This is a genomic window from Pseudomonas sp. FP2335, assembly GCF_030687535.1.
In the GTDB taxonomy this organism is placed as follows: domain Bacteria; phylum Pseudomonadota; class Gammaproteobacteria; order Pseudomonadales; family Pseudomonadaceae; genus Aquipseudomonas.
The window spans coordinates 968,615-992,330 of the sequence record NZ_CP117437.1 but is presented as its reverse complement, the minus strand read 5'-3'; the positions used below and the strand labels follow the sequence as shown (position 1 = coordinate 992,330).

The 23,716-nt window shown below is 61.1% G+C and carries 19 protein-coding genes and 1 pseudogene; 14 read left to right on the top strand and 6 right to left on the bottom strand.

Annotated elements, in window-relative coordinates; all coding sequences use genetic code 11:
- The first annotated feature begins 140 nt into the window (after window positions 1-140).
- The 7 genes from PSH81_RS04240 to PSH81_RS04210 all read left to right on the top strand — a co-directional run bounded on the left by PSH81_RS04240 (window position 141) and on the right by PSH81_RS04210 (window position 8,888).
- On the top strand, window positions 141-1,685 hold the full coding sequence (locus tag PSH81_RS04240; protein ID WP_370694907.1) for an ABC transporter substrate-binding protein: 1,545 nt from the start codon (window positions 141-143) through the stop codon (window positions 1,683-1,685).
- Between the two features lie 168 nt (window positions 1,686-1,853).
- Window positions 1,854-3,251: an OprD family outer membrane porin gene (locus PSH81_RS04235; RefSeq protein WP_092240692.1), complete on the top strand. Its 1,398-nt coding sequence runs from the start codon at window positions 1,854-1,856 to the stop codon at window positions 3,249-3,251.
- Window positions 3,252-3,331: 80 nt separating this feature from the next.
- Window positions 3,332-4,930 (top strand): ABC transporter substrate-binding protein, encoded by a 1,599-nt coding sequence (locus PSH81_RS04230; RefSeq protein ID WP_305392066.1) that lies wholly within the window; start codon window positions 3,332-3,334, stop codon window positions 4,928-4,930.
- 75 nt (window positions 4,931-5,005) lie between these two features.
- Window positions 5,006-6,016, top strand: coding sequence for an ABC transporter permease subunit (locus tag PSH81_RS04225; protein WP_032860135.1), 1,011 nt, complete (start codon window positions 5,006-5,008; stop codon window positions 6,014-6,016).
- Window positions 6,017-6,026: 10 nt separating this feature from the next.
- A complete protein-coding gene (locus PSH81_RS04220) occupies window positions 6,027-6,938 on the top strand; it encodes an ABC transporter permease subunit (protein ID WP_105520930.1) in 912 nt (303 codons plus the stop codon).
- Between the two features lie 10 nt (window positions 6,939-6,948).
- Window positions 6,949-7,917, top strand: a complete 969-nt coding sequence (locus PSH81_RS04215) for an ABC transporter ATP-binding protein (protein WP_192297714.1) — start codon at window positions 6,949-6,951, stop codon at window positions 7,915-7,917.
- Window positions 7,917-8,888 (top strand): peptide ABC transporter ATP-binding protein, encoded by a 972-nt coding sequence (locus PSH81_RS04210; RefSeq protein ID WP_017138288.1) that lies wholly within the window; start codon window positions 7,917-7,919, stop codon window positions 8,886-8,888. Before PSH81_RS04215 ends, PSH81_RS04210 begins: the two co-directional genes overlap by 1 nt.
- 114 nt (window positions 8,889-9,002) lie before the next feature.
- On the opposite strand, the gene PSH81_RS04205 is transcribed toward PSH81_RS04210, so the two are convergent.
- From PSH81_RS04205 to PSH81_RS04195, 3 genes are all read right to left on the bottom strand, one after another.
- Window positions 9,003-9,248, bottom strand: coding sequence for a hypothetical protein (locus PSH81_RS04205; RefSeq protein ID WP_192297715.1), 246 nt, complete (start codon window positions 9,246-9,248; stop codon window positions 9,003-9,005).
- A gap of 97 nt (window positions 9,249-9,345) precedes the next feature.
- Window positions 9,346-9,591 carry a hypothetical protein gene (locus PSH81_RS04200; protein ID WP_226456491.1) on the bottom strand — a complete coding sequence of 82 codons (246 nt, stop codon included), beginning with the start codon at window positions 9,589-9,591 and terminating at the stop codon, window positions 9,346-9,348.
- Window positions 9,592-9,847: 256 nt separating this feature from the next.
- Window positions 9,848-11,431 carry a peptide chain release factor 3 gene (locus PSH81_RS04195; RefSeq protein WP_192297717.1) on the bottom strand — a complete coding sequence of 528 codons (1,584 nt, stop codon included), beginning with the start codon at window positions 11,429-11,431 and terminating at the stop codon, window positions 9,848-9,850.
- Window positions 11,432-11,762: 331 nt separating this feature from the next.
- On the opposite strand from PSH81_RS04195, the gene PSH81_RS04190 reads away from it, so the two are divergent.
- The 5 genes from PSH81_RS04190 to PSH81_RS04170 all read left to right on the top strand — a co-directional run bounded on the left by PSH81_RS04190 (window position 11,763) and on the right by PSH81_RS04170 (window position 16,856).
- Window positions 11,763-12,479 carry an ABC transporter permease gene (locus PSH81_RS04190; protein ID WP_025856261.1) on the top strand — a complete coding sequence of 239 codons (717 nt, stop codon included), beginning with the start codon at window positions 11,763-11,765 and terminating at the stop codon, window positions 12,477-12,479.
- Window positions 12,480-12,499: 20 nt separating this feature from the next.
- Window positions 12,500-13,393, top strand: coding sequence for a glycine betaine ABC transporter substrate-binding protein (locus PSH81_RS04185; RefSeq protein ID WP_226456493.1), 894 nt, complete (start codon window positions 12,500-12,502; stop codon window positions 13,391-13,393).
- 12 nt (window positions 13,394-13,405) lie between these two features.
- Window positions 13,406-14,059: an ABC transporter permease gene (locus PSH81_RS04180; RefSeq protein ID WP_226456494.1), complete on the top strand. Its 654-nt coding sequence runs from the start codon at window positions 13,406-13,408 to the stop codon at window positions 14,057-14,059.
- A complete protein-coding gene (locus tag PSH81_RS04175; RefSeq protein ID WP_192297721.1) occupies window positions 14,056-15,213 on the top strand; it encodes a betaine/proline/choline family ABC transporter ATP-binding protein in 1,158 nt (385 codons plus the stop codon). Before PSH81_RS04180 ends, PSH81_RS04175 begins: the two co-directional genes overlap by 4 nt.
- A 479-nt stretch (window positions 15,214-15,692) precedes the next feature.
- Window positions 15,693-16,856: a type III PLP-dependent enzyme gene (locus PSH81_RS04170; RefSeq protein ID WP_016986476.1), complete on the top strand. Its 1,164-nt coding sequence runs from the start codon at window positions 15,693-15,695 to the stop codon at window positions 16,854-16,856.
- A gap of 74 nt (window positions 16,857-16,930) precedes the next feature.
- Here the strand turns inward: PSH81_RS04170 and PSH81_RS04165 are convergent.
- The 3 genes and pseudogenes from PSH81_RS04165 to PSH81_RS04155 all read right to left on the bottom strand — a co-directional run.
- A pseudogene (locus tag PSH81_RS04165) lies at window positions 16,931-17,038 on the bottom strand (type II toxin-antitoxin system HicB family antitoxin); the annotation flags it as partial.
- Between the two features lie 27 nt (window positions 17,039-17,065).
- Window positions 17,066-17,818 (bottom strand): tetratricopeptide repeat protein, encoded by a 753-nt coding sequence (locus PSH81_RS04160; RefSeq protein ID WP_305392065.1) that lies wholly within the window; start codon window positions 17,816-17,818, stop codon window positions 17,066-17,068.
- A gap of 1 nt (window position 17,819) precedes the next feature.
- Window positions 17,820-18,500, bottom strand: coding sequence for a Fe2+-dependent dioxygenase (locus PSH81_RS04155; protein ID WP_305392064.1), 681 nt, complete (start codon window positions 18,498-18,500; stop codon window positions 17,820-17,822).
- A gap of 205 nt (window positions 18,501-18,705) precedes the next feature.
- Between PSH81_RS04155 and PSH81_RS04150 the strand changes: the two genes are divergently transcribed.
- Entirely contained in the window at window positions 18,706-21,006 is a 2,301-nt protein-coding gene (locus PSH81_RS04150; protein WP_226456499.1) for a TonB-dependent siderophore receptor, read from the top strand.
- 136 nt (window positions 21,007-21,142) lie between these two features.
- Complete coding sequence (locus PSH81_RS04145) at window positions 21,143-23,668, top strand: sulfite reductase flavoprotein subunit alpha (protein WP_305392063.1); 2,526 nt, start codon at window positions 21,143-21,145, stop codon at window positions 23,666-23,668.
- Window positions 23,669-23,716: the final 48 nt, after the last annotated feature.

The following is a 23,716-nucleotide window of genomic DNA, read 5'->3' as shown; positions in this document are numbered from 1 at the left end:
GGGTCAGCCATGCATCCCGGCCGGTAAATGGCCGGGTGATTGCACGCTGACGACAACTACAAACAAGGATCGGGATCGTCATGCGCCATACCACCGTTCTATCCGCACTGTTTGCCACCAGCCTGCTGGCTGTGGCCACGATGGGCCAAGCCGCCGAGAAAAAGAGCCTGGTGTTCTGCTCTGAAGGCAGCCCCGCAGGCTTTGACACCGCGCAATACACCACCGCCACCGACAACGACGCGGCCGAGCCGCTGTACAACCGCCTGGTCGAATTTGAAAAAGGCGCGACCAACGTGGTACCGGGCCTGGCAACCAAGTGGGATATTTCCGAAGACGGTTTGACCTACACCTTCCATCTGCGTGAAGGGGTGAAATTCCACAGTAACAAGGAGTTCAAGCCGACGCGCGACTTCAACGCCGACGACGTGCTGTTCACCTTCAACCGCATGCTTGACCCCGACCAACCGTTCCGCAAGGCCTACCCCACCGAGTTTCCGTACTTCAACGGGATGAGCCTGAACAAGAACATCGCCAAGGTCGAGAAAACCGGCCCGCACACCGTGGTGATGACGTTGAACACGGTCGACGCCGCGTTTATCCAGAACATCGCCATGAGCTTCGCCGCGATCCTGTCGGCCGAATATGCCGAACAATTGCTCAAGTCCGGCAAGCCCAGCGACATCAACCAGAAGCCGATCGGCACCGGCCCCTTCGTGTTCCAGCGTTACCAGAAAGATTCGCAGATCCGCTATGTGGCCAACAAACAGTACTGGGACCCGAGCAAGGTCAAGCTCGACCAGCTGATTTTCGCCATCAACACTGACGCCTCGGTACGTGTACAAAAGCTCAAGGCCGGCGAATGCCAGGTAACCCTGCACCCACGTCCGGCCGACGTCGACGCCCTCAAGGCCGACCCGAACCTGCAATTGCTCACCAAGCCCGGCTTCAACCTCGGCTACATCGCCTATAACGTGCGCCACAAGCCGTTCGACCAGCTCGAAGTCCGCCAGGCGCTGGACATGGCGGTGAACAAGCAGAGCATCCTGAACGCCGTGTACCAGGGCGCGGGGCAACTGGCGGTCAACGCCATGCCGCCGACGCAATGGTCCTACGACGACAGCATCAAGGACGCCGCCTACAACCCGGAAAAAGCCAAGGAACTGCTCAAGGCTGCCGGCGTGAAGGAAGGCACCGAAATCACCCTGTGGGCGATGCCGGTGCAACGCCCCTACAACCCCAACGCCAAGCTGATGGCGGAAATGCTGCAGAACGATTGGGCCAAGATCGGCCTGAAAGTGAAGATCGTCAGCTACGAGTGGGGCGAATACATCAAGCGCACCAAGAACGGTGAGCACGATGTGAGCCTGATCGGCTGGACCGGCGACAACGGTGACCCGGACAACTGGCTGGGCACCCTGTACAGCTGCGACGCCATCGGCGGGAACAACTACTCCATGTGGTGTGACCCGGCGTACGACAAGCTGATCAAGCAAGCCAAGGTCGTGACCGACCGCGAACAACGGACTGTTCTGTACAAACAGGCGCAGCAACTGCTTAAAGCGCAGGTGCCGATCACGCCGGTCGCCCACTCGACGGTCAACCAGCCGTTAAGCGCCAAAGTCGAAGGTTTCCAAGTGAGCCCCTTCGGCCGCAACGTGTTCTCGGGCGTCAGTATCACCCCATAAAAACATAACCGGATGATGGAGAGCCAAACTGGCTCTCCAGCAAACGTGCAGCCAATTTTCAGGAAATTTCCTACGGCAAACGTTTGCAATAGCTTGAACGAGTTACACCCAATAGCCGGTTCACCTGATAAGGCCGGCATAAAAAAGAGAACCAAAGGAGCTTCACACATGAAACTGAGCAGCAAAGCGCTTCTGGCCCTGGCCATCAGCAGCATCACGGCGACCGCCTACGCGGAACCCGCCAGCCAGGATTTCGTGCCGACCACACTGGCCGGCACCAGCGCGCAAAGCGAGGCCAAGGGCTTTATCGACGGTCAAAGCCTGGGCGGTACCACTCGCAACTGGTATGCGAACGAAATGAAGTTTCGCAACGACCGCTTCAGCTATCGCAAAGACGGCGTGAAGACGCCGATCTCGCGCCGTATCAACTGGGCCCAGGGCACCATCCTCAACTACACCTCGGGCTTCACCCAAGGCACTGTCGGGGTCAGCACTGAAGTCGCTGCCTACAACTTCATCGCCCTCGACCGCGACCGCAAAGATATCGCCGGCGGTTCCAACCGTACCCTGGCGGATTCCGGCGGCGACGCTGTAGGTCAGTGGAGCAAACTGGGCCTGGCCAACGTCAAGTTCCGTGTTTCCAACACCACCTTGACCGCCGGTCGCCAGAACTTCAGCACCGGCATCGTCGACACCATCGGCAACCGTGCGCTGCCTTCGAGCTTTGAAGGTGTGAGCTTCAACAGCGAAGAGTTCAGTAACCTGTCGTTCCAGGGCGGCATCTTCGACCGCGTTTCGCCGCGTACCGAGCAGAGCCTGTCGAAATTCCGCTCCGAATACGGCAATGGCCAGGAAACCGACAAGGTCAAGACCCTGGGCTTCAACTACCAGCCGTTCAAGAGCCTGAAAACCAGCGTGTTCGCCGCCAACGTCGAAGACTTCTGGAACCAGTACTACTTCGGCGCAACCCACGAACTGGGTGATGCTCAAACCCTGGCACTGACCACCGGCCTGAACTACTACAAGACCACCGACACCGGCAGCAAGAAGATGGGCAACATCGACAACGACACTTACTCGTTGTCCCTGGGCTTGACCCACCAGGCCCACAGCCTGACCTTCTCGTACCAGGAAGTGAACGGTGACGAGTACTTCGACTACCTGCACGAAACCAACGGCATCTACCTGGCAAACTCCCTGACTTCGGACTTCAACAGCCCGAACGAGAAGTCTTTCCAGATCGCCTATGCCATCAACATGGCCGAATACGGCGTGCCAGGCCTGAAGTTCAACGTGTACTCGGCTCGCGGTTGGGGCATCGACGGTACTCACTACAACGGCACCGCCTACGGCGAAGCCGGCGCATCGCGTAGCGACCTGCGCCTGATGGACGGCGAGAAACACCAGGAATACGGCGTTGGTACTTCCTACGCAATTCAGAGCGGCCCGCTCAAGGCCACTACGATCCGTGGCACCTACGTGACTCACCGAGCCAGCGCCCAACAAGCTGACGGCAACATCAAAGAGTTCCGCCTGGTCACCACCATCCCGTTCAACATTCTTTAATTAGCGCCAGGTAGACGGCAGGCTCAGGACGAGCCTGCCGTCTACGCTTGTCTGGTCCCACCGATTGCAGAGGGCTCTGAATGAAAATGCTCCCACTCCAAGCCGCCATGGCTGCCGCGTTGTTGAGCGTGGCCGTCGGCATTTCGGCCAAACCGCTGGTGGTCTGCACCGAAGCCAGCCCGGAAGGTTTCGACCCGGTCCTGTACACCACGGCCGTGACCGCTGACGCCGCCGCCGAAACCATGTTCAACCGCCTGGTGGACTTCAAGCCCGGCACCACCGAAGTGATCCCCGCGCTGGCCAAGGCCCTGCCCGAGATCAGCGCCGATGGCCTGACCTACACCTTTCATCTGCGTGACGACATCAAGTTCCACACCACCGACTACTTCAAACCCACGCGCAACATGAACGCCGACGACGTGCTTTGGAGCTTCCAGCGCCAGCTGGACCCGAATCATCCGTGGCATAAAAAGTCCCTCGTGGGCTACCCGTATTTCGAAAGCATGGGCTTCAAGGAACTGCTCAAGAGTGTCGAGAAGCTCGACGATCACACGGTTGTCTTCACCCTGACCCGTCCTGAAGCACCGTTTTTGGCCGACCTGGGCATGGCATTCTCTTCGATCCACTCGAAGGAATACGCCGACCAGTTGCTCAAGTCCGGCAAGACTGAAGACCTCAACGCCAAGCCCATCGGCACAGGCCCCTTCGTCTTCAACCGTTATCAGAAAGATGCCCAGGCTCGATTCAAGGCCAATCCCGACTACTTCCGCGGCAAACCGGCGGTAGACCCGCTGATCCTGGCAGTCACCACCGACAACAACGTGCGCCTGCAGAAACTCAAGGCCAACGAATGCCAGATCGCGTTGTTTCCCAAGCCGGATGACATTCCAAGCATCAAGAAAGACCCGAACCTGAAAGTCGATGAACTGGCGGCGATGACCACCAGTTACACCGCGTTGAACACCACCCACAAATACATGAGCGATGCGCGAGTGCGTCACGCGATCAACATCGCGTTCGACAAGGCCGGCTATACCGAAGCCCTGTTCGGCAAAGGCAATGCGGTGGTAGGCACCGGCCCCTATCCGCCGACCTTGCTGGGTTTCAGCGAAAAACTGAAGAACCCGCCCCGCGATCTGGACAAGGCCCGCGCCCTGCTCAAGGAAGCCGGCGTACCGGAAGGCACCGAATTCACCCTGTTCACCCGAAACGGCGGTGGCCCGACCAACCCTAACCCGATGCTCGGCGCCCAGCGCATGCAGGCAGATCTCGCGCAGATCGGCCTGAAAGTGAATATCAAAGTTATGGAATGGGGCGAAATGCTCAAGCGTGCTAAAAACGGCGAGCACGACATGGTTTCGGCTGGCTGGGTCGGTGATAACGGCGACCCGGACAACTTCCTGACACCCAACCTGAGTTGCGACGCTGCGAAAAACGGCGAAAACTACGCACGCTGGTGTAACAAAGAATTTCAAGACTTGATCGACAAGGCCCGCGCCACCGCTGAACCCAGCCAGCGCGCTGCACTCTATGAACAAGCGCAGGACGTTTTCGAGAAGGACCAACCATGGCTTCCCATGGCTTACCCGAAACTGTTCACCGCCATGCGCAAGAACGTAGAAGGCTTCACCCAAAGCCCTCTGGGGACCAATAACTTCGCCACCACCCAGGTGAAGTAATAAGAAAAACGCTCGGCGCCGTCGACACTGACGGTGCCGGACCTGCCTAACCGGCTGATTGAGGTACACGACAAGATGTTTAGTTTTATTGCCCGCCGACTGGGGTTATTGATCCCCACGTTTTTCGGCATAACGTTGCTCACGTTTGCGTTGATTCGCATGATCCCTGGCGACCCCGTCGAAGTCATGATGGGCGAGCGGCGCGTCGACCCCGAGATGCACGCACAGGCAATGGAACGCCTCGGCCTTAACAAGCCGCTGTATGCGCAATACCTGGATTACGTTGGCAAGCTCGCCCAAGGCGACCTCGGCGAATCCCTGCGTACCCGCACCAGCGTGTGGACTGAATTCAGCGCCCTCTTCCCGGCGACCCTGGAACTGTCCATGGCCGCCCTGCTGTTCGCCGGTATCCTGGGCCTGTTGGCCGGGGTGATCGCGGCCTTGAAGCGAGGATCGCTGTTCGACCACGGGGTGATGGGCATCTCCCTCGCGGGCTATTCGATGCCGATCTTCTGGTGGGGCCTGATCCTGATCATGTTCTTCTCGGTGAGCCTGGGCTGGACCCCGGTGTCCGGGCGGATCGATCTGCTCTACGACATCGAGCCGCGCACCGGCTTCATGCTGATCGACACCCTGCTGGCTGACGAGCCGGACGCTTTCTGGGACGCGCTGCACCACCTGATCCTGCCAGCCATCGTGCTTGGCACCATCCCGCTGGCGGTGATTGCGCGGATGACCCGTTCGTCGATGCTCGAAGTGCTGCGTGAAGACTACATCCGCACCGCCAAGGCCAAGGGCCTGTCACCGGCGCGCGTGGTATTCGTCCACGGCCTGCGCAACGCGCTGATCCCGGTGCTGACCGTGGTCGGCCTGCAAGTCGGCACGCTGTTGGCCGGTGCGGTCCTGACCGAAACCATCTTCTCGTGGCCCGGCATCGGCAAATGGCTGATCGAAGCCATTGGCGCACGGGACTACCCGGTGGTGCAAAACGGCATCCTGCTGATCGCCTGCCTGGTGATCCTGGTGAACTTCGTGGTGGACATCCTCTACGGCTTCGCCAACCCACGCATCCGTCACCAGCGCTGAGATCAAGACCATGACCACACCTACTCCCGTGTCAGCAGTCGATCAAAGCCTGCTGTATCCGTCCCCGTACAAAGAATTCTGGCAAGCCTTTTCCAAGAACAAAGGCGCGGTTGCCGGCCTGGCGTTCATGTTGCTGATCGTGTTCTGCGCGATCTTTGCCCCCTGGGTCGCGCCGCATAACCCCAGCGAGCAATACCGCGACTTCCTGCTGACCCCGCCGGCGTGGCTGGAAGGCGGGCAGATCCAGTTCCTGCTCGGCACCGACGAACTCGGCCGTGACCTGCTCTCGCGCCTGATCCAGGGCTCGCGCCTGTCATTGCTGATCGGTCTGTCGTCGGTGGTGATGTCGCTGATCCCGGGCATCCTGCTGGGCCTGTTCGCCGGGTTCTTCCCGCGCTTGCTCGGCCCGACCATCATGCGCTTGATGGACATCATGCTGGCCCTGCCGTCGCTGCTGCTGGCCGTGGCCATCGTCGCGATCCTCGGCCCAGGCCTGATCAATACCGTGATTGCCATCGCCATCGTCTCGCTGCCGTCCTATGTGCGTCTGACCCGCGCCGCGGTGATGGGCGAACTCAACCGTGACTACGTGACCGCTGCGCGCCTCGCTGGCGCCGGCCTGCCACGCCTGATGTTCATCACCGTGCTGCCCAACTGCATGGCGCCGCTGATCGTGCAGGCCACCTTGAGCTTCTCGTCGGCGATCCTCGACGCTGCGGCGCTGGGCTTCCTTGGCCTTGGCGTACAACCGCCAACCCCGGAGTGGGGCACCATGCTGGCTTCGGCCCGTGACTACATCGAACGCGCTTGGTGGGTGGTAAGCCTGCCGGGCCTGACCATTTTGCTCAGCGTGCTGGCAATCAACTTGATGGGCGACGGCCTGCGCGATGCGCTGGACCCGAAACTCAAGAACGCCGCCTGAGGAGATTCCCATGTCACTGTTAGAAATCAAGAATCTCAATGTGCGCTTCGGCGACAAGACCGCCGTGCCGGTGGTCGATGGCCTCGACATTTCCGTCGACAAAGGCGAGGTACTGGCCATCGTTGGCGAGTCGGGTTCGGGTAAATCCGTGACCATGATGGCGCTGATGGGCCTGATCGAGCACCCCGGCATCGTCACCGCCGACGCCCTGAACTTCGACGGCAAGGACATGCTCAAGCTGAGCAACCGCCAACGCCGCCAGATCGTCGGCAAAGACCTGGCGATGGTGTTCCAGGACCCGATGACCGCGCTGAACCCCAGCTACACCGTGGGTTTCCAGATCGAAGAAGTGCTGCGCCTGCACCTGAAAATGTCCGGCAAACAAGCACGCAAGCGTGCCATCGAGCTGTTGGAAAAGGTTGAAATCCCGGGCGCTGCCAGCCGTATGGATGCCTACCCGCACCAGCTGTCCGGCGGTATGAGCCAGCGCGTGGCCATCGCCATGGCAATTGCCGGCGAGCCGAAACTGCTGATCGCGGACGAACCGACCACTGCGCTGGACGTAACGATCCAGGCACAGATCATGGAGCTGCTGCTGGCCCTGCAGAAAGAGCAGAACATGGGCCTGGTGCTGATCACCCACGACCTCGCGGTGGTGGCTGAAACCGCCCAGCGCGTGTGCGTGATGTACGCCGGCCAGGCTGTAGAGGTCGGCCAGGTGCCGCAGTTGTTCGACATCCCGGCGCACCCGTACAGCGAAGCGCTGCTCAAGGCGATCCCCGAGCACAGCCTAGGTGCCACGCGCCTGGCCACGCTGCCGGGTATCGTGCCCGGTCGTTATGACCGTCCGCAGGGCTGCCTGCTGTCGCCGCGCTGCCCGTATGTGCAGGACGCCTGCCGCGCCCAGCGACCTGGGCTGGACCCGAAAACCAACAGCCTTGCGCGCTGCTTCTACCCCTTGAACCAGGAGGTGGCGTAATGGCCGTCGTTCTTACCGCCCGCGACCTTACCCGTCACTACGAAGTGTCCCGTGGCCTGTTCAAGGGCCACGCGTTGGTGCGCGCACTCAATGGCGTGTCCTTCGAGCTGGAAGCCGGCAAGACCCTCGCCGTGGTGGGCGAGTCGGGTTGCGGCAAATCCACCCTGGCCCGTGCACTCACACTGATTGAGGAACCGTCTTCAGGCTCGCTGAAAATCGCCGGCCAGGAAGTCGCCGGCGCCGACAAGGCCCAGCGCAAGCAATTGCGCAAAGACGTGCAGATGGTGTTCCAGAGCCCGTACGCGTCGTTGAACCCACGGCAGAAAGTCGGCGATCAACTGGGCGAGCCGCTGCTGATCAACACCAACCTGTCCGCCGCCGAACGCCGCGAGAAAGTGCAGGCGATGATGAAGCAAGTGGGCCTGCGCCCTGAGCACTATCAGCGCTACCCGCACATGTTCTCTGGCGGCCAGCGCCAGCGCATCGCCCTGGCCCGCGCCATGATGCTGCAACCGAAAGTGCTGGTGGCGGATGAACCGACCTCGGCGCTGGACGTATCGATCCAGGCCCAGGTGCTCAACCTGTTCATGGATCTGCAGCAGGAATTCAACACCGCCTACGTGTTCATTTCCCACAACCTCGCGGTGGTGCAGCACGTTGCCGATGACGTGATGGTGATGTACCTCGGCCGCCCGGTGGAAGTCGGCCCCAAGGAAGACATCTACGCGCGCCCCTTGCACCCCTACACCCAGGCGCTGCTGTCGGCCACCCCGACCATCCACCCGGACCCGAACAAGCCGAAGATCAAGATCGTCGGCGAACTGCCCAACCCGCTGAACCCGCCGCCGGGCTGCGCGTTCCACAAGCGTTGCCCGTACGCGACCGCACGCTGCAGCAGCGAGGAGCCGCAACTGCGGGCCTTGGACAACCGCCAGGTGGCCTGCCACTACGCGGAGCAATTCGTGGCGTGAGATCGCAACAAAAATGCCCTGGGCTGATTAAGCCCAGGGCATGACAGGAGTTCTACCGCCCCACCCGTCGGATTGCGCATCAGTCCGGCAGGTGGGGCTTTTTTTCGTCTCGACTCAGGTATCGCTGTCGCCTTCGCTGTCATCGTCATCCGGTGGGGCTTGTTGGTCGTCGTCATCCTCGGAGCCGCCTTGGCCTTTGTCACCGGCTTCCGATTCGCTCTGGGCCAGCTGCAAGTGCTTCGCCGCCACAAACCCGGGCGCCTGGCTTTGCACCGCGGTATTGGCCCATGCGGTGGTGGTACCCAGCGTTAACAGCACCAGCACTTTCAGCAGCAGCACTAAACGTTGAAAGGTAGTCATGGTCGATTTCCGTCCAGTCAGTGAGTCACGTGCGCCAGCGTTCAACTGGCGCTGTGATTCAAGCTAGTTGCGATCCGAGGTTTACGCCAATCGCCTGTCAGGTATCGCCGTCATCGTAGGTTTCGCTGTCTTCCCCTTCGTTATAGGGGTTTTCGGCGTCTTCCTTGGGCGCGGGCTGGGCCTGGGGCTGCCAGCTGCCGGAGTTGACCTCTTGTTGCTTGCGCTTGGTGACGGGGCCGGTGTCTTTCCACTGGGGCGTTCCGGCATCGGCCTGGGCGTGTGCGGTGGGGAGCAACAGGCCTGTTAGCAGGACCAGACGGATGGCATGTTTGACACTCGACACAGCGGTCTCCTTCTCAGTCGTTGGGTAAAAACTAGACCCGATGTACGGTTCTCGCCAATCCCAAGCCTGATGAAGACCAAAATGTGGGAGCGGGCTTGCTCGCGAATGCAGTGTGTCATTCACAGCTATGCTGGCTGATCCACCGCATTCGCGAGCAAGCCCGCTCCCACACAAGCCCATTCCCACCGTTGGTTTTGTGTGGGCATGAAAAAGGGTGAAGCCATCACAGCTTCACCCTTTCTTTACCGCTCAGCCCTTAGTGGTGCTCGCGGGTCGCGCGGAATTTCACATCCGGCCAGCGCTCTTCCATCAGCGCCAGGTTCACCCGGGTCGGGGCCAGGTAGGTCAGGTGCCCACCGCCGTCCACCGCGAGGTTTTCCACGGCCTTGTTGGAGAACTCTTCCAACTTCTTCTTATCGCTGCAATCGATCCAGCGCGCGGAGTACACGGTGATCGGCTCATACGAGCACTCAACCTTGTATTCCTCTTTCAAGCGGCTGGCCACTACATCGAACTGCAGCACACCGACGGCGCCGAGGATAATGTCGTTGCTGCGCTCCGGGAAGAACACCTGGGTGGCGCCCTCTTCCGCGAGCTGCTGCAGGCCCTGGCGCAGCTGCTTGGATTTGAGCGGGTCGCGCAGGCGTACGCGACGGAACAGTTCCGGGGCGAAGTGCGGGATTCCGGTGAAGCCCAGCGCTTCGCCTTCGGTGAAGGTGTCGCCGATCTGGATGGTGCCGTGGTTGTGCAGGCCGATGATGTCGCCGGCGTAGGCTTCTTCGAGCTGTTCACGCTCGGAGGAGAAGAACGTCAGGGCGTCGCCGATGCGCACGTCCTTGCCGGTCCGCACGTGGCGCATTTTCATGCCTTTTTCGTATTTGCCGGAGCAGATGCGCATAAAGGCGATGCGGTCGCGGTGCTTGGGGTCCATGTTCGCCTGGATCTTGAACACAAAGCCGGTGAATTTCTCTTCCACAGGCTCCACGGTGCGCTCGTTGGCCACACGGGCCAACGGCTTCGGCGCCCAGTCGACGACCGCGTCGAGTACGTGGTCAACACCGAAGTTGCCCAGGGCCGTACCGAAGAACACAGGGGTCAGCTGGCCGTCGAGGAATTCCTGCTGGTTGAACTCGTGGCAAGCGCCCTGCACAAGTTCCAGTTGGTCGACAAAACGGTCGTACTCGTCACCCAGATGGGCGCGAGCTTCGTCCGAGTCGAGTTTCTCGATGATCTTGGTTTCGGTGCGCTCGTGACCGTGGCCGGCGGTGTAGACAATGATGTAGTCATCGGCCAGGTGGTACACGCCCTTGAAGTCGCGGTAGCAACCGATCGGCCAGGTGATCGGTGCGGCCTTGATCTTCAGGACGGCTTCGATTTCATCCAACAGCTCGATCGGGTCGCGGATGTCGCGGTCGAGTTTGTTGATGAAGCTCACGATCGGCGTGTCACGCAGACGGCACACGTCCATCAGCGCGATGGTGCGCGGCTCGACGCCTTTACCGCCATCGAGGACCATCAGCGCCGAGTCCACGGCGGTCAGGGTGCGGTAGGTGTCTTCGGAGAAGTCTTCGTGGCCCGGGGTGTCGAGCAGGTTGACCATGTGCTCGCGATACGGGAACTGCATGACCGACGTGGTAATGGAAATACCCCGTTGTTTTTCCATTTCCATCCAGTCGGAGGTGGCATGGCGGTCGGATTTGCGGGATTTCACCGTGCCGGCCACCGCGATTGCCTTGCCCATCAGCAAGAGCTTCTCGGTGATGGTGGTTTTACCGGCATCGGGGTGGGAAATAATGGCGAAAGTGCGGCGTTTCGCGACTTCGGCGGCCTGGTGGGTCATGGGAAATCGCCTGGCAGGTGAGTCAAAAAAGGGCGGCGAGTATAGCGCAAACCCCAGCCACCGGACCACCGTTCACCCGATTGGGGGTGGCTAAATGCTGCCAAGTATGGAACCTTTTAAAAGGTCGAGACGTCCACTCCCCTGCTACCGCACTCGGAACAGGGGCTGATAAATCAGCAAGTTAGCCTGACGAGGCTGCGCTCATGGCTCGGATTGATACCGCGTTGCCGGTATAGACGAGCTGCTTTTCGCGACCACATTCGCCGACAGCCAGGAATGGCATGCCACGAAGGAATGTGCTCGCCGACAGAAGAAAAAAAGGAGTCCGCCTGTGGCTATTCGCTATGGCAAAGGGCTGATAGGAGGTGCGGTTGTCGTCGCGCTCCTGGCCCTGCTGGTCCACTGGATCGGCATCAACACGATCGAACTGTACCGCGACGATTTGTTGTTTTACCTGCAAGCACACCTGATCCTCGTTCTAGTCTCCATGCTGGCCGCCCTCGTTGTGGGCATCCCCGCCGGTATCCTGCTCAGCCGACCGAACATGGTCGGGCGCGCAGAACGCTTCATGCAGATCTTCAACATCGGCAACACCGTCCCGCCCCTGGCCGTCCTGGCCATCGCCCTCGGCGTCCTCGGTATCGGCAGCGGCCCGGCGATCTTCGCGCTGTTCCTCGCCTCCCTGCTGCCCATCGTGCGCAACACCTACGAAGGCCTGAAAAACGTCCAGGGTTCCCTGAAAGAAGCTGCCACCGGCATCGGCATGACCCCGCGCCAGGTGCTGTTTCGCGTGGAATTGCCCAACGCCGTGCCCATCATCATCGGCGGCGTGCGCGTGGCCCTGGCGATCAACGTCGGTACCGCACCGCTGGCGTTCCTGATTGGCGCCAACAGCCTGGGCAGCCTGATCTTCCCTGGCATCGCCCTGAACAATCAGCCGCAATTGCTGCTTGGCGCCGCGTGCACCGCGTTGCTGGCATTGCTGCTTGACGGTCTGGTGACCATGGCCAGCCGCCTCTGGCTGGAACGCGGGTTGCGTCCGTCTTAAGGCTTGGCAAAGGAATCGACATGAAAAAACTTAGCTTGATATTAGGCTGCGTCCTGCTGCTCGCCGGCATTGCGCAAGCCGCTGAAAAACCGGTCATCCGCATCGGCGCCCGGGTGTTCACCGAACAGACCCTGCTTGCCGAAATCACCTCCCAGTACCTGCGCACCAAGGGTTACGACACCCGCGTGACCGGCGGCCTGGGCAGCAACCTGGCGCGCAGTGCCCAGGAAAGCGGGCAACTGGACCTGATCTGGGAATACACCGGCGTGTCGCTGGTGGCCTACAACCACGTGGACGAGAAGCTCGACAGCGAACAGTCCTACGCCCGAGTGAAAGAACTCGACGCGAAAAAAGGCCTGGTCTGGCTCTCCCCATCGCGCTTCAGCAACACCTACGCCCTGGCACTGCCGGAAAAAGTGGCCGCCGAGCATCCCGAGATCAACAGCATCAGCGACCTGACCCAAGCCGTGGCGGACGATGCAAAGGCCCATCGCCTGGTGGCCCTGGACACTGAGTTCGCCAACCGCTCCGACGGCCTGGCCGGCATGGTCAAGCTGTACGACATGAACCTGACCCGCAAGAACACCCGGCAAATGGACGCCGGCCTGGTCTACACCGCGCTGCGTAACGGCCAGGTGTTTGCCGGTTTGGTCTACACCACCGACGGTCGCCTCAACGCGTTCAAATTGAAGCTGCTGGAGGACGACAAGCACTACTTCCCGGACTACACCGCAGCGCCCGTGGTACGTCAGGTTTATCTCGACGCCCACCCGCAACTGGCCGCCGACCTCAAACCGCTCGCTGCACTGTTCGACGATGAAACCATGCGCCAGTTGAATGCGCGGGTCGATGTCGACCACGAAAGCCCGTCCACTGTTGCCGCCGATTTCCTGCGCCAGCATCCGCTCAACTAAAGAGGAGAAGACATGGAATTCCTGAACGCCTTTTCCCATCTTGATTGGGCCCAAGTCCTGCATCTGACCTGGCAGCACATCACCCTGGTCGGCATTGCCGTGATCCTCGCGATCCTGATCGGTGTGCCCCTGGGCATCCTGATGACGCGCTTTCCGAGCCTCGCAGGCCCCTTGCAAGCCAGCGCCACGGTGTTGCTGACCGTGCCGTCCATCGCCCTGTTCGGCCTGCTGCTGCCGTTCTACTCCAAATTCGGCCAGGGCCTGGGGCCAATGCCGGCGATCACCGCCGTGTTCCTCTATTCCCTGCTGCCGATCATGCGTAACACATACCTGGCCCTGACGGGCGTGGAACCGGGCATTCGCGAGGCCGCCAAAGGCATCGGCATGACCTTCGGCCAGCGCCTGCGCATGGTCGAGTTGCCCATTGCCGTGCCGGTGATCCTCGCCGGTGTGCGCACCGCCGTGGTGATGAACATCGGTGTCATGACCATCGCCGCCACCATCGGCGCCGGTGGCCTGGGTGTACTTATTCTGGCTTCCATCAGCCGCAGCGACATGTCGATGCTGATCGTCGGCGCCGTGCTGGTCAGTCTCCTGGCCATCTTCGCCGACCTGCTTCTGCAATGGCTGCAACGCTCGCTGACTCCAAAAGGATTGCTCAAATGATCGAACTTCAAAACCTGTCCAAGACCTTCCAAAGCAACGGCAAGACTGTCACCGCCGTGAACGATGTAAGCCTGACCGTCAACGAAGGCGAAATTTGCGTATTCCTCGGCCCCTCGGGTTGCGGCAAGAGCACCACGCTGAAAATGATCAACCGCCTGATCAAGCCGACCTCGGGCAAGATCCTGATCAACGGCGAAGACACCACCGACCTCGACGAAGTGACCCTGCGTCGCAACATCGGCTATGTGATCCAGCAGATCGGCCTGTTCCCCAACATGACCATCGAGGAAAACATCGTGGTCGTGCCGAAACTGCTCGGCTGGGACAAACAGAAATGCCACGACCGCGCCCGCGAATTGATGAGCATGATCAAGCTGGAGCCCAAGCAGTACCTGCACCGCTACCCGCGTGAACTGTCGGGCGGCCAGCAACAGCGGATCGGCGTGATCCGTGCGCTGGCGGCCGATGCGCCGTTGCTGTTGATGGATGAGCCGTTCGGGGCAGTCGACCCGATCAACCGCGAGATGATCCAGAACGAGTTCTTCGAGATGCAGCGTGCGCTGAACAAGACCGTGATCATGGTCAGCCACGACATCGACGAAGCCATCAAGCTGGGCGACAAGATCGCCATCTTCCGCGCCGGCAAGCTGTTGCAGATCGACCACCCGGACACCCTGCTCGCCCACCCGGCCGACGAATTTGTCAGCAACTTCGTAGGCCAGGACAGCACCCTCAAGCGCCTGCTGCTGGTCAAAGCCGAGGACGCGGCGGACAACGCCCCGTCGGTGAGCCCGGAAACCCCAGTGGCCGACGCGTTGGAACTGATGGACGAACACGACCGCCGCTACGTGGTGGTGACCTGTGCCGAGAACAAGGCACTGGGGTATGTACGACGTCGCGACCTGCACCGCCAGAGCGGTACTTGCGGCCAATACCTGCGCGAGTTCAACGCCACGGCGGCGTATGACGAACATTTGCGCATCCTGTTGTCGCGCATGTACGAGTTCAATCGCTCGTGGTTGCCGGTGATGGATGCGGAGCGGGTGTTCCTTGGGGAAGTGACCCAGGAATCGATTGCCGAGTACCTGAGTTCCGGTAAGTCCCGGGGTGGCAAGACCAGTATCGTTTCGCCTGCCGAAACCGCACTGGCTTGACCTGACACCACTCGGTCAAAACTGTGGGAGCGGGCTTGCTCGCGAAAGCGGTGTATCAGTCAAACATCTATCGACTGACACTCCACTCCGCTTTCGCGAGCAAGCCCGCTCCCACATTGGATCTCTATTGGGTCTGAAACACCTCAATTTGCCCCATCCGGGGAACATCATTCCGTCACACCTGTCGGTTACATAAGTAGCTGCACGGGTGCTCGCGACGAACGCGTGCAAAAACGCGACATTTTTAGTTGATCTCAAGCCCCTCACGCCCTAAAGTTCGCGCCGAACGTCCATGCTGGAAACGATCCATCCGGCTCAAGTACTGACGACGAGACAGCAAGGCCAAGGGAAGCGGTAGATCCCATGGCCTTTTTGCTTTCGGCGACATGCCTTGGGAAGTAGGCGAACCAAAGTGGGGATACGGAGGACGTTCATTTGCACCCATTGATCAATTTAGTTTGCCAGTAGGAGTTCCCAGCATGTCGATCCAGGTCGAAGATTATTTCGCGCGCGCCACATTTGACAAAATGAAGGCGTTCGCCGACAAGCAAGAAACCCCGTTCGTGGTGATCGACACCGCGATGATCAGCCAGGCCTACGACGACCTGCGCGCCGGTTTCGAATTCGCCAAAGTCTATTACGCGGTCAAGGCCAACCCGGCTGTCGAGATCATTGACCTGCTCAAAGAAAAGGGTTCGAGCTTCGACATCGCCTCGATCTACGAGCTGGACAAAGTGATGGACCGTGGCGTCAGCGCCGACCGTATCAGCTACGGCAACACCATCAAGAAATCCAAGGACATCCGCTACTTCTACGAGAAGGGCGTGCGCCTGTTCTCCACCGACTCCGAAGCCGACCTGCGCAACATCGCCAAGGCCGCGCCGGGCTCGAAAGTGTATGTGCGCATCCTCACCGAAGGCTCGACCACGGCTGACTGGCCTCTGTCGCGCAAATTCGGCTGCCAGACCGACATGGCCATGGACCTGCTGATCCTCGCCCGTGACCTGGGCCTGGTGCCTTACGGCATCTCGTTCCACGTCGGCTCGCAACAGCGCGACATCAGCGTGTGGGACGCTGCCATCGCCAAGGTCAAAGTGATCTTCGAGCGCCTGAAAGAAGAAGACGGCATTCACCTCAAGCTGATCAACATGGGCGGCGGCTTCCCGGCCAACTACATCACCCGCACCAACAGCCTGGAAACCTACGCCGAAGAAATCATCCGCTTCCTCAAGGAAGATTTCGGCGACGACCTGCCGGAAATCATCCTGGAGCCGGGCCGTTCGCTGATCGCCAACGCCGGCATCCTGGTCAGCGAAGTGGTCCTGGTTGCACGTAAATCCCGTACCGCCGTCGAGCGTTGGGTGTACACGGATGTGGGCAAGTTCTCCGGCCTGATCGAAACCATGGACGAAGCCATCAAGTTCCCGATCTGGACCGAGAAGAAAGGCGAGATGGAAGAAGTGGTCATCGCCGGTCCTACCTGCGACAGCGCCGACATCATGTACGAAAACTACAAGTACGGCCTGCCGCTGAACCTGGCGATCGGTGATCGTTTGTACTGGTTGTCGACCGGTGCGTACACCACCAGCTACAGCGCGGTTGAGTTCAATGGCTTCCCGCCACTGAAATCCTTCTACGTTTAAGAGCAGCGGTTAGTTTTTAGCCGCAAGCTACAAGAAAAAAAGCCCATGACGTGTCATGGGCTTTTTTGTTTCCGCTAAGCCGATAACTCACGCAACGCCGCCGTCGCCAAAAAGCCTGGTCGCGAGGCGTAGCGATGGTCCTTTTGCACGCGCTCATCGATGCGCTGTAACAGGTGTTCCGGTTATGCCTGCCTCGCCACAGCCGGTGTTTACAGAGTTAGCTGTGTAGCACGCGCCTCGTATGCATCGGCCATTGCGCGAATCTGCGTATCATTCGCCGCAGCCAATGCCTTGCACGCCGTGCGTAAAAACTTCAAATTGCCCCCCGCCAATGCCTTGCGCAACCACTCCAGCGCCGCATCGACCTGGCCGCTGTCCGCCAGCACCGCCGCGTAGCTGAACTGCCCGCGAAAATCTCCGCCTTCGGCTGAACGGCGATACCAATCCACGGCAGCCTCCAGATCCCGTGCACAGAAGCGGCCGTCTTCCAGATAACGCCCCAGCAGGTTCATCGATTTGGCGTGACCTTGCTCAGCTGCCCGGCGATAAAAACTCAGCGCTTGCGATTGATCCTCTGCAACACCGCGTCCGGTCGCCAGCAGATTGGCGTAGTTGTATTGGGCCCAATCCAGCCCGGCCTCGGCGCCCTTGCGGTATTCCCGCGCAGCTGCCGCTTCATCCGCCGCGCAGCCCCAACCATGTTCCAGACACCGCCCGGCCATATTGCGCGCCATCAGGTGCCCGCCCTGAGCCGCGATCCGGAACCAACACAGCGCCAGCGCTTCATCCCGCGCAATGCCTCGGCCTTCCAGCAGGATTTGCCCGAGCAGCGCCTGGGCATCCACCACGCCTTCTTTCGCCGCCATCAGGATCGCCTGGGCGGCGCGTACCGGGGAATCGTCGAGCATCGATTGCAGTTGTTCGACGTTGAGCACTTCTTCGCGACGCAGCAAGAAGCCCATGTCAGACCTCGACCCAGCGGCGCAACAGGTTGTGATAAGTGCCGGTGAGCTGGATCAGCGCCGGATGGTCAGGCACATCGGCGGTCAATTGCTGGATCGCGCCGTCCATGTCAAACAGCAGGGTGCGCTGGCTGTCTTCGCGCACCAGGCTTTGGGTCCAGAAAAACGAGGCGTAGCGTGCGCCACGGGTCACGGCGTTGACTTTGTGCAGGCTGGAACCGGGGTACAGCACCATGTCGCCGGCCGGCAGTTTTACCCGTTGCAGGCCAAAAGTGTCCTGGATCTCCAGCTCGCCGCCGTCATATTCCTCCGGGTCGCTGAAGAACAAGGTGGACGACAAATCGGTACGCACCCGTTCAAAACTACCCCGGGCCTGGCGCACGGCGTTGTCGATATGGAAATCGAAACTGCCGCCGGCGGTGTAGCAGTTGAACAGCGGCGGGAAGACCTTGTGCGGTAACGCCGCTGACATAAATAGCGGGTTTTTCCACAAGCGCTCAAGCATCGCCGCGCCGATTTCCTTGGCCAGCGGGTGGCCTTCGGGCAATTGCAGGTTGTGCTTGGCCTTGGCGGACTGGTGCCCGGCGGTGATTTTACCGTCGGCCCAATCGGTGCTTTCCAGGGCTTGGCGAATGCGCTGCACTTCCTCGCGAGAGAACAGGCCGGGGATGTGCAGCAACATGGGCAGTACCTGAATGCAGAGAGGCGCCAATGGTATTGATTCTTATCAAGCCTGTAAAACGCCGTGGACGGATGAGATCGTAAAAACCGTAAGCAAAAAGTGTAAAGAATGTAAATTCAATGCAATTAGCAATGTATCGCAATTGATAGAAAGTCGTGTTCACCCTATATTCCGCCGCCTCACATCCTTGGGGAAAGGACACGTCATGTCGCGCACTTCAATAAAAACACCTGCCAGTTCACCGCGCCTGCTGGCTTCGGCCATCGGCGTCGCGCTTACCGCCAGCTCTGCCGCCCAATTGGCGCAAGCGGCCGAAGACACTGAACAAAAAGGCGAGCGCAACACCATCTCCCTGGGCGCCACCAGCATCACCGGCGAAGAACAGGACCAGACCTCCTACCAGGTCGAAAAAGCCTCGTCGCAGAAGTACACCGCGCCGCTGGTAGACACCCCGCGTTCGGTCACCGTGGTGCCACAGCAAGTCCTCAAGGACACTGGCGCCACCTCGCTGCAAGATGCCTTGCGCACCGTACCGGGCATCACCTTCGGCGCGGGAGAAGGCGGCAACCCCCAGGGCGACCGTCCATTCATCCGTGGCTTCGACGCCCAGGGCGACACCTACCTCGACGGCGTGCGCGACACTGGCGGCCAGAGCCGTGAGATTTTCGACATTGAGTCGATTGAAGTCAGCAAAGGCCCGAACTCCTCGTTCGGCGGTCGTGGTTCGGCCGGTGGCAGCCTCAATCTGGTCAGCAAGACCCCACAAGCGCGGGACTTCACCAACGGCGGCTTCACCTACGGCTCCGACCAGACCCGCCGCTATGTGCTTGACGTCAACCGCCAGTTCCTCGACGACAGCGCCGCGTTCCGCCTGAACCTGATGAGCCACGAACAAAACGTCGCCGGCCGCGACGCGGTCAACTACGACCGTTGGGGCGTGGCCCCGTCGCTGACCTTTGGCCTGGGCACCCCGACCCGCGTCAACCTCAGCTACTACCACATGGAAAGCAACGACCTGCCGGATTCGGGCATTCCGTACGGTTATGGCTCGGCAAGCGCCACCACCCATGGCCATGACAAACCCACCGACGGCGGCGACAGCAGCAACTTCTATGGCCTCAAGGATCGCGACTTCCGCAAGACCCGCGCCGACATCAGCACGATCTCCATCGAGCACGATCTGAGCGACAGCATGACGCTGAAAAACACCCTGCGTCATGGCAGCACCGGCCAGGACTACATCCTCACCCAGCCGGACGACAGCAAGCTCAACGTCAACAAATACGGCACCGTATGGCGTCGTGCCAACACCCGCGTCTCCACCACCACGACCACCACCAACCAGACCGACCTGTTCGGCAGCTTCCAGGCCCTGGGCTTCAAGCACAGCTACTCCACCGGCCTGGAGTTCACGGGTGAAGAAACCCGCGTCAGTGGTTACACCGTGACGCCGAACGCCAACCCGACGCCCAACGGTTGCACGCCTGGCATGGTCGGCAACAGCGGCGGCAGTTGCACCTCCCTGGGCAACCCGAACCCGGACGACGCCTGGACCGGCGCCACCGCTCGCAACTACATGGGCACCAACACCAAGGCCACCAGCCGCGCCGCCTACGTGTTCGACACCATCGAGCTAGACCCGAAATGGCTGCTGAACGTTGGCCTGCGCTACGACACCTTCGACACCGAAGCCAACACCAATGCCACCACCGGGCGTACCAAGGTCAAGGACGACAGCCAATTCTTCAACTGGCAGGCCGGCCTGGTCTGGAAACCGCTGGAAAACGGCAGCATCTACACCTCCTACGCCACCTCGGCATCGCCGGCCGGCGGCCTGGTCGGTGAAGGCGTCGACAGCAACGCGATTCCGACCGGCATCAACACCAGCGACATGAAGCCGGAAGAAACCGTCAACTACGAACTGGGCACCAAGTGGGACCTGTTCCACAACCGCCTGTCCCTGTCGGCGGCGGTGTTCCGTACCGAGAAGAAAAACACCCGCATCCTGGTGGATTCCAACACCTACCAAACCGCCGGTGAGTCTCGCGTCGACGGCCTGGAACTGACAGCCAGCGGCAAGATCACCGAGCAATGGCAAGTGTTCGCCGGCTACAGCTACCTGAAAGCCGAGCTGGTTGATCCTGGCAAGAACGGCAACCGTCAGGGCGTCGTCACCACGGGTTCGAACAAAGGCAACCAGATGCCGAACACCCCGGAAAACTCGTTCAGCCTGTGGACCACCTACGCCATCACCCCAAAACTGACCGTCGGCGGCGGTGCGTTCTATGTCGACGATGTTTACGGCGACGCGGGCAACACGGTTTACGTACCGTCCTACACCCGCTACGACGCCATGGCCAGCTACAAGCTGACCAAGAACGTCGACCTGCAACTGAACGTGCAGAACCTGACCGACAAGACCTACTACGACAAGGCCTACGGTTCGCACTTCGCCAACCAGGCGGCCGGGCGCACGGCGTTGCTGTCCACCAACTTCCACTTCTAAGCAACAGCCTCACGCAGCACAAAGCCCCACGCATCGGATGCGTGGGGCTTTTGCGTGTTGAACAGAATGTTTCTCGACAAGCCACGGCATAATGCGCGCCGTGTCCTACATACCCAGATAGACGAGGCGGTCAGACGTGTTGAAGAAAACCCTGTTCCAGTTGCACTGGTTCTTCGGCATCAGCGCCGGGCTGGTGCTGGCCTTGATGGGGATCACCGGGGCTGCAGTGTCGTTCCAGGATGAAATCCTGCGCGCGCTCAACCCCACGGTACTGAGCGTGGAAAAACGCGAAGCCGGTGTGCTGCCGCCCGCCGAACTCGTGCGCAAGCTCGAAGCCACCGAAGGCAAGACCGTCTCCATGCTCTGGGTGGAAAACGATAGCGGCAATGCCGCACGCGTGTTCTTCACCCCGCCACCGGGCGAGCGCCGCGGGCAGATGCGCTATTTCGATCCGTACACCGGCGCCTACATGGGCGACGCCGTCGGCCAGGACGTGTTCGGCTTCCTGCTGCAATTTCACCGTTTCCTCGTGATGGGCGACACCGGGCGCAACATCACCGGCGCGTGCACGCTGATCCTGGTGTTCTTCTGCCTGTCCGGGCTGTACCTGCGCTGGCCGCGCCAAGTGGCGAACTGGCGGGTATGGCTGACGCTGGACTGGCGCAAAAAGGGCCGCAGCTTCAACTGGGACCTGCACTCGGTATTTGGCACGTGGTGCCTGCTGGCCTACCTGCTGGCGGCGCTGACCGGCCTGTATTGGTCCTACGACTGGTACAACCAGGGCCTGACCAAACTGCTCTCCGACGCGCCGCAGAACGAGCGCATGCGCAAGCGCGGCCCGCCACCCGCTGGCCCGGCGCCAATCGCCAACTACGACGCGCTGTGGAGCAGCATCTACAGTCGCGCCGGTCCCGGCTTGAGCGCCTACAACATCCGCATGCCAGCCGTTGCCGGGCAACCGGCCACTGTCTACTACCTGCTGCAGGACTCGCCCCACGACCGCGCGCTGAACCAGATCAACCTGGACCCGGCCAGTGGCGAGGTCAAATCCCACGACCGCTACGCCAGCAAGACCCTCGGTTCCCAACTGCTGACCAGCGTTTACGCCCTGCATACCGGCAGCTATTTCGGCCTGGCAGGGCGGATTATTCTCACCGTCAGCTCGCTGCTGATGCCGTTGTTCTTTATCACCGGCTGGCTGCTGTACCTCGACCGCCGCCGCAAAAAACGCCAGGTGCGTGATGCGCGCAAAGACCTCGGCGCCAACAGCAGCGAGGCCCCGGCATGGCTGATCGGCTTTGCCAGCCAGAGCGGGTTCGCCGAGCAACTGGCCTGGCAGACCGCCGGCCAATTGCAGGCCGCCGGGCTGCCAGTGAAGGTGCAGCCCCTGGGCAGCGTCAGCCAGGACGACCTGCGTCAGTCCGAAAACGCGCTGTTCGTGGTCAGCACCTTCGGCGACGGTGAAGCGCCCGACAGCGCCCGTGGTTTCGAGCGCAGCGTGCTCGGCCAGGACCTGTCTCTCAAGGGCCTGAACTACTCGGTGCTGGCCCTGGGTGATCGGCAGTACCAACACTTCTGTGGGTTCGCCCGGCGCCTGCATTTCTGGCTGACCAATCAGGGCGGCAACGCGCTGTTCGCCCCGGTTGAAGTCGACAGCGGCGACACCGCCGCCCTGCGCCACTGGCACCAGCAACTCGGCGAACTGACCGGCCACGCCCCCACCACCGCCTGGCCAACGGCGCAGTACGAAAACTGGACCCTGAGCCAACGCACCCTGCTCAACCGCGACAGCGTCGGCGCCAGCGTCTACCTGCTGGGCCTCACCCCGCCATCGCCGCAAACCTGGCTGGCGGGCGACCTGGTGGAAGTGCTGCCGCGCAATTGCCCGTGGGCCATCGAACACTTCCTCGAAGGCCTCGGCCTGAGCGGCAGCGACGGCGTGTTGATCGACGACCTCGCGCACACCCTCGATCAGGCCCTGGCCACCCGCCAACTGCCGACCCATCGCGCCCATCTGGTCGGCCTGCACGCCCAGGCACTGGTCAACGCGCTGGTGCCCCTGGGCATGCGCGAATACTCCATTGCTTCGATTGCCAGCGATGGCGTGCTGGAGCTGATCGTGCGCCAGGAACGCCACCCCGACGGCAGCCTCGGTTTGGCGAGTGGCTGGCTCACCGAACACGCGGCCCTCGGCTCGGCCATCAGCCTGCGCCTGCGCCGCAACAGCGGCTTCCACCTACCCGACGCGCCGGTGCCGCTGATCCTGCTGGGCAACGGCACCGGCCTCGCCGGCCTGCGCAGCCTGCTCAAGGCACGCATTGCCGACGGCCAGCAGCGCAACTGGCTGCTGTTCGGCGAGCGCAACATCGCCCACGACTACTTCTGCCAGGACGAGCTGCAAGGCTGGCTGGCGAGTGGGGATCTGGCGCTGCTGGACCTGGCGTTTTCCCGCGATCAAGCGGAAAAGATCTACGTGCAGGACCGCCTGCGCGAATCGGCGGATGTGCTGCGCAAGTGGCTGGCCGAGGGTGCGGCGATTTATGTGTGCGGCAGTTTGCAGGGCATGGCGGCCGGGGTGGATCAGGCGCTGGCGGATATTCTGGGCAGTGACGCCGTGGAGCGGTTGATCGAACAGGGCCGTTACCGTCGCGACGTGTACTGACCTCTTAGGCGCCAAAGTCCCCATGTGGGAGCGGGCTTGTGTGGGAGC